7 protein-coding genes are annotated in these 5,591 nt (G+C 73.2%); 1 reads left to right on the top strand and 6 read right to left on the bottom strand.

The features are described 5' to 3' along the window. Positions 1-321: 321 nt before the first annotated feature. The 5 genes from H9652_RS15090 to H9652_RS15070 form a co-directional block, all read right to left on the bottom strand. A complete protein-coding gene (locus H9652_RS15090; protein WP_191796973.1) occupies positions 322-840 on the bottom strand; it encodes a hypothetical protein in 519 nt (172 codons plus the stop codon). Between the two features lie 8 nt (positions 841-848). Beyond that, a complete protein-coding gene (locus tag H9652_RS15085; RefSeq protein WP_191796972.1) occupies positions 849-1,325 on the bottom strand; it encodes an LpqN/LpqT family lipoprotein in 477 nt (158 codons plus the stop codon). 79 nt (positions 1,326-1,404) lie between these two features. Continuing rightward, on the bottom strand, positions 1,405-2,205 hold the full coding sequence (locus H9652_RS15080; RefSeq protein WP_191796971.1) for a hypothetical protein: 801 nt from the start codon (positions 2,203-2,205) through the stop codon (positions 1,405-1,407). Continuing rightward, positions 2,184-3,599 carry a hypothetical protein gene (locus H9652_RS15075; RefSeq protein ID WP_191796970.1) on the bottom strand — a complete coding sequence of 472 codons (1,416 nt, stop codon included), beginning with the start codon at positions 3,597-3,599 and terminating at the stop codon, positions 2,184-2,186. The genes H9652_RS15080 and H9652_RS15075 overlap by 22 nt, the downstream gene beginning before the upstream one ends. Continuing rightward, the gene (locus H9652_RS15070; RefSeq protein WP_191791755.1) at positions 3,596-3,898 is read right to left on the bottom strand and encodes a hypothetical protein; all 303 of its coding nucleotides are present in this window, start codon (positions 3,896-3,898) and stop codon (positions 3,596-3,598) included. Before H9652_RS15070 ends, H9652_RS15075 begins: the two co-directional genes overlap by 4 nt. Positions 3,899-4,084: 186 nt before the next feature. Here H9652_RS15070 and H9652_RS15065 point away from each other — a divergent pair, with 186 nt between their 5' ends. Continuing rightward, complete coding sequence (locus H9652_RS15065) at positions 4,085-5,047, top strand: hypothetical protein (protein WP_191796969.1); 963 nt, start codon at positions 4,085-4,087, stop codon at positions 5,045-5,047. Between the two features lie 27 nt (positions 5,048-5,074). Here H9652_RS15065 and H9652_RS15060 read toward each other — a convergent pair. Further along, positions 5,075-5,591 (bottom strand): hypothetical protein (locus H9652_RS15060; RefSeq protein ID WP_225228299.1); only part of this gene is annotated, 517 nt, incomplete at its 5' end.

Below are 5,591 nucleotides of genomic sequence, written 5' to 3'. Positions count from 1 at the left end.
GACAGAATGTCCGCCGCATAGATACCAGCAGGACCAGCGCCAACAATGGCGACACGCAAAGGACGAGAGCTGCTCACAGGAAAGAACGCCTTCCGGTCGAGGAGGGGAGGTCGGCCCGCAGGAGGTGGGCGGACCGGTCACGCGGGCTGTCCGGGTGAGTCCGCGGCCGCCAACGGGAGAACCACTCGATTGTACGACTGAGGTGAACCTTCACACTGCCAGCGAATCTCGCCTAGTGGAATGGCGTCTCATGATCCGGCCTAATGTTACGGCGCGGCGGGGCGGGTGGCCGCGGTCAGGGGCAGCCTCCGCTCGTGAGCCTCACCTCTCGAAGAGGCGCAGGAAGCGGTTGTCGACGCGAGGCCGCCAGCCGAGCGACCGGAGCGTCGAGAAGACCGGGACCTTGATGGTCGACGGGCTCGCCGACACGGCGGCGAGGTGCGCGACCTCGTAGGCCCGGTCCCCCGACGAGGTCACTCGCTGCGCGACCACCAGGCTCCCCGACCGTGCACCGAAGGTCTTGCCGCGGTGGCCGTCCCAGCGCGCCTCGGCGTGGACACCGACCGGCGAGGCGGCCACGCTCCTGCGCGACCTCCCGCTGATCTCCGTGAACCGGTAGACCGCGCGTCGGGCGTCGAGCCGCACCACGAGCCGGTACGACCTGGCCGTCTGCCCCGCCCCGAGCAACGAGCGCCACCGGGCCTCCCAGCCCGTCCAGGTCAGCGTGACCTGGGCACCGTGCTTCCACTCCTCGACGGATGTCGAGTACGGCAGGTCGCCGGAGCCGAGATCCAGCAGGGCCGCGAGCACGTCGTCGAGCGGTGCCGCGTCCGTCGTCACCTCTCCGTTCACAGGACGACGCGCAGGCTGTCCTGGATCGCACGGATCTCCGGCAGCGTGCCCGGCATCTGTGCACCCGTGCACGACCCCGTCACCTGGACCAGGTCCTTGACCGGGCCGCGGTCGACGAGCACGATCCGCACTGCCTGGACGAGTGCTCCGAGGGTCGGCTCGGCGAAGATCCCCTCGATCCGGAACCCGGCGTGCCCCTGGACCTCGATCTCCGACCGGCCGAGCTCCTTGTACTGGGGCAACGCGGTCAGCCGTGCGACGACCTCGCCGGTCGCCTGCTCGAGCGTGTGCTCGGCCCGGACCCGGTTGAGGACCGTGATGACGTTCGCGCGAAACTCCCCGCCGTCGGCGTCCTTCGCGAGCGCGAGCGGCAGGCCCACCTCGGGGAGCGGCTGCCAGCCGTCCGGCTGGTCGAGGCTCACCCCGGGGTAGGCGGGGAACTGCTCGCTCGGGAACTGCAGGGTCGACGGCACGGTCACTCCTCTTCGGGGTCCACAGGGCCCGGACAGTCTAGGCGGCGACGCGTCCAGACGGTCCGGGCCCCGCAGGCCGTCAGGACGCCGCGACCTCGCCCACGTCCTGCAGCAGGCCGACGAGGGCACGCCACACGTCACCGGGGCTCCGCCGTTCGAGGACCACGGGCGTCGCGGGATCCGGGACGTCGAGCCCGAACGGCTCGGCGGGCGCGACTCGCTCCCACAGGCCGAGCGGCCCCGCGTCGACGACCGCGAGCGCGCGGACCGTGGACCGGCCGGGCCCGTGGACCGTCACGCGCCAGGTGAGCCTGGCGGCGTCGAGAACCTCAGCTGCCCCTGCCCCGCCGGGTGACGCCGAGTCGTCGGGCGCCCCCGTGTCGTCGGACGGCGACAGCGCGCCGACCGTCGTGGTGAGGACGTCGGGCAGGGATCCGTCCCCTGCGGCTCCCTCCCGCCCGAGCCCGACCGTCGTGGCGATCCACGGCACGACCATGCCGACGTCGACCGGGAGGTACTCGGCCTGCGCCGTCCCGGGCCAGCCCGAGCGCGCCCAGCACACGGCCACGCCGCCGATCGAGGCGAAGGCGAGGCCGTGGTAGACGATCCCGTCGTCGCTGCTCGTCTCGACGTCGACGAGGAGCGAGCTCCCCGCCAGCGCCTGGGCGAGCTCCGCGGCCGCAGGGTCGACCGCGCCGTCGGCACCGATCACACCGGCCTCACGCAGCGCCTCGACGGCGACCTCCAGCCCCTCCTCCGCCACGCCCTCCTGGGCCAGCTGGCCCAGGACCGCGAGGTGGTCGGGGAAGAGCAGGAAGCGCCGGCGGCGACGGTCCATCGCCGCGGGAAGCCCCTCGGTCAGTCGAACGGGTTGAGCCACGAGCCGAACTCCTTTGCCTTCTCGACGCCGGCGTCCACCGCGTCGCCCACGACCTCGGTCGTGGCGTTCCATCCGTCAGCGACCATCTCCGCGCCGTTCGCGGCGAGGTCCTCGATCTCGTCCCAGTGCGCGATGATCTCGGTCGTGCCGTAGATCGCTCCCGTGATGACGGCGGCACCGATCGTCACGGGGTTCGGGGCGATCATCGCAGCCGTGAGGCTCACGTTGAAACCGAGCTCCGCGACGTCCGCGACGTAGTCGATGCCGTTCTCCTGGAACGCATCGATCGGGTTGCCCTGGGAGGCCACGTTCACGAGGCTCATGCCTGTCGCGCCGACGGCACCGACCACGCCCAGGCCACGCAGGACGCCCGAAGCCTTCGCGCCTGCACTGAGGCCGGCGCGCAGAGCGCCGGTGTCAGCGGCCGCGGCAGCCGCCCGACCGGCTGCCCACGGCGTCACCCCACCGACCGTCCCGGTCACCCCGGACGTGCCGAACATGACCCGTCCGAAGGCGTTGAGCCCGTTGAACGTGTTCGCGCCGACACCGGCGCCGAGGCCCAGCCGGAGCCCGAGAGCGTCGAGCCGCGGGCTCAGAGCCTTGACGATCAGGCTCGAGACCGAGTTCTGGGTCAGCATCTTGTCCCTGGCCCAGTGCATCCACAGCGCCGCGCCGTACTTCGCCGTGTAGAAGCCCGAGTAGGCGACCCCGCCTGCCGCCGTCGCCGCCCACACCGTCGAGCCCAGAGTCCCCTCGTGCCCGGCCATGCCGGGAAGCCGGCTCAGACCGTTGGTGACGATGCCGTTGACGTAGTCCTCGAACGACTCCCGGTGCCCCCGCACCAGCACCGAACGGGTGTCCTCGAGCGCGCGGCGGCACGCGAGCGCCGCGGCCTCGAGCGTCTCCCGAGCCCGGTCCGCCGCGGCGGTCTGCGCCTGGAACGCCACCTGCGCGTCCCAGATCGCCGCCTGGCGCTGCTGGCCGGTGTAGAAGGCCATGTCGGGACTCGCCGTCGTGTCGATCGTCCGCAGCGCCGAGCCGCACGACGCGGCCGCGTCGTCGGCGAACCCCTGTGCCGTGGCGACGGTCGCGCGCGCCGTCTCGAGCGCGTCGGCATAGGTCCGCAGCGCGCCGGCTCCCGTGCTCATCGCCCCCTGCACGTTCTCGACGAGCAGCGCGACACCCTCGACAGCGACGGGTGCCGCCTCGCCGGCGACCCCGACCCAGTCGTCGCCGAGTGCACGGGCTCGGGCTCGCAGCGCACGCAGCGCGTCGCCGAGGCCGTCGTGCACCGTGTCGAGGCCGCGGGCGGCGGTACGTACCCCCTCCGGGTCACCTTCGACCGGGGCGAGCCGGGGAGCGGACGGCGCCGGTGCGTCGACGAAGTAGGTCATCGGAGCTCCCTCGCACCGTTGGCCAGCACCTGGTCCTGCTCCGCATAGGCCGCCGCAGCGTCGCCGAACTGCGTCGCGAGCTCACCCAGCGCCACCGCCAGGGCGCCGAGACCAGCGCCCCAGTAGTCTCCGAACTCGCTCGCGCCCGCAACGACGTGCGGGTGGCCACCTGCTGCCGAGGCAGCTGCTGCCTGCTGAGCGATGTCGCCTGCCAGGTCCCCCAGCGTCCCCGCGGTGGTTCCGAGCGAGATCGCCGCCGCATCGATGGCCTCGGTGTCGACGCGAAGCGTCATCGTCATGTCCTCTCGTCCGCGCGGCTCTCCACCGCGCGTCGCCATGCTGCCAGACGCAGGACCCCCCCGACCATGGGGAGTTGTCCCCGGTCAGCGCCGGCGTCTCGGAGCGGCGCTGGCACGTCAGTCCCGACGCGGGATCGGCCGACCGGCCCGGCGCCCTCCGGAACCTGCTCCAGTACCCTGGGCCCCGTGGCGCACAACGACGACGACGGGGCCGCCCCGATCCCCCGCCCGCAGGACGAGGAGCAGGCCCCGGCCGGCGAGCCTGCCGACCCTGATCGCGGGCCCTCGGCACCACGCTCCTCACGCTGGAGCCGCCTTCCCCGGCTGGACTCCCTCGTCCCGGACCAGCTGGCCGACCGTGGCCGAGCTGCCCTCTCCCGTCTCGACGACGCCCGGGCGGGCATCACGGACGCCCGCGAGACCGTCCGCGACGCCACACGCCGACTCCGCGCCCCCGGCGCCCTCGTCGGCCCCCCACGGCCAGCGGTCGGCGTCCCCCGCGCTCCCGAGAGTCCCCTGCACCGGAGCCAGTCAGGGACCGCGGCGCTCCTCCCGCGCGCCCTCGAGGTCCCCGCCCCCCGGGCGCCTGGCTCCGTCGCCCCGCTCGGCTGGACCGGTGACATCTATCTGATCGGCGACGACACCCCCTTCGCCTTCGTCCGCCGCCTCCCGGCGAAGCCCGTCTCGAAGGGCAAGCTCGCCTGGGGAATCGTGGACGAGCTCGTCACCGACACGTCCGTGGCCGGCGAGGACCTGCGTGTCGTCGAGCTGCTCGACCTCGAGGGTCAGGTACTCCTGCGGAGCACCCCCGGGTGGCGTCGTCGGGACGAGGGTGGCTGGAGCGTGCGCGACGTGACCCTCGCGGACGGCTCACCCGTCGCCGAGATCGTGAAGCCACAGCGCCGGGCACGCGTCGGTGAGCTCGTGCCCGTCGGGGCGGTCCGCGCCGCCACCGCGTCCACGGACCCACGGGACCTGGATCCGAGCCTGCCGACCGCAGCGCGCGTGTGGCGCGGACCCGACGAGCTCGCCTCGATCCGCACCGAGGGCACCAACCGTTCGCTCACGATCGGCGACCTCGACGGCGACGACGACGCCCTTCTCGTGTGGGCCGGGGTGCTCTCCTGGTGGGGCGGCGGCCTCGTCTGACCCACCAGCCAGACGGCCCTCGGTCGCTCAGACCTGCGCGCCGGCCGCCCCCGCGAGGCAGACCTGCAGGGCAGCGGCGACCTGCTGCGGCTTGTTGCACTGCACTCGGATCCAGCTTCCGTCCGTGAGGCGCAGCAGGAGGAGCCCGGCGCCCAGGGTGGGGGCGTAGGCCCCGCCGACGAGCTTGCCCCCGACGACCGTCGTGCCGTCCGGCAGGCGTTCGCCCTCGTGGAGCGGCCCCTGAGCGGCGACGTGCGCGACCACGCCCGGGTCGATCGTGGTGGCGGGGAAGTGGTCCCTGCCGGCCCGCAGACCCGTGTGGTCGACGACGATCTTCTGGTACCGCCGGGTGGAGTACACCGTCAACAGCACGAAGAATCCGACGATCACGCCGATCATGGGCCACACGAGCGCGTCCCACCAGCCACGGACCACGGTGTCCACGAGGAACGCGACGGCCGTCGGCACCGCGACCCACGTCGCCGCCCGGCCGTACCCGCCGCCCGACTCCCGGTACGGCAGGACGACCGCCCCGACGTCGGGG

This window comes from Oerskovia rustica (genome assembly GCF_014836555.1).
GTDB lineage: Bacteria > Actinomycetota > Actinomycetes > Actinomycetales > Cellulomonadaceae > Oerskovia > Oerskovia rustica.
This window is presented reverse-complemented; position numbering and strand designations above follow the sequence as displayed.

Bases quoted from the DNA above. Each gene is read 5' to 3' on its own strand.
- H9652_RS15075 (WP_191796970.1), bottom strand. From the start codon at position 3,599: ATGACCTACTTCGTCGACGCACCGGCGCCGTCCGCTCCCCGGCTCGCC.
- H9652_RS15070 (WP_191791755.1), bottom strand. From the start codon at position 3,898: ATGACGATGACGCTTCGCGTCGACACCGAGGCCATCGATGCGGCGGCG.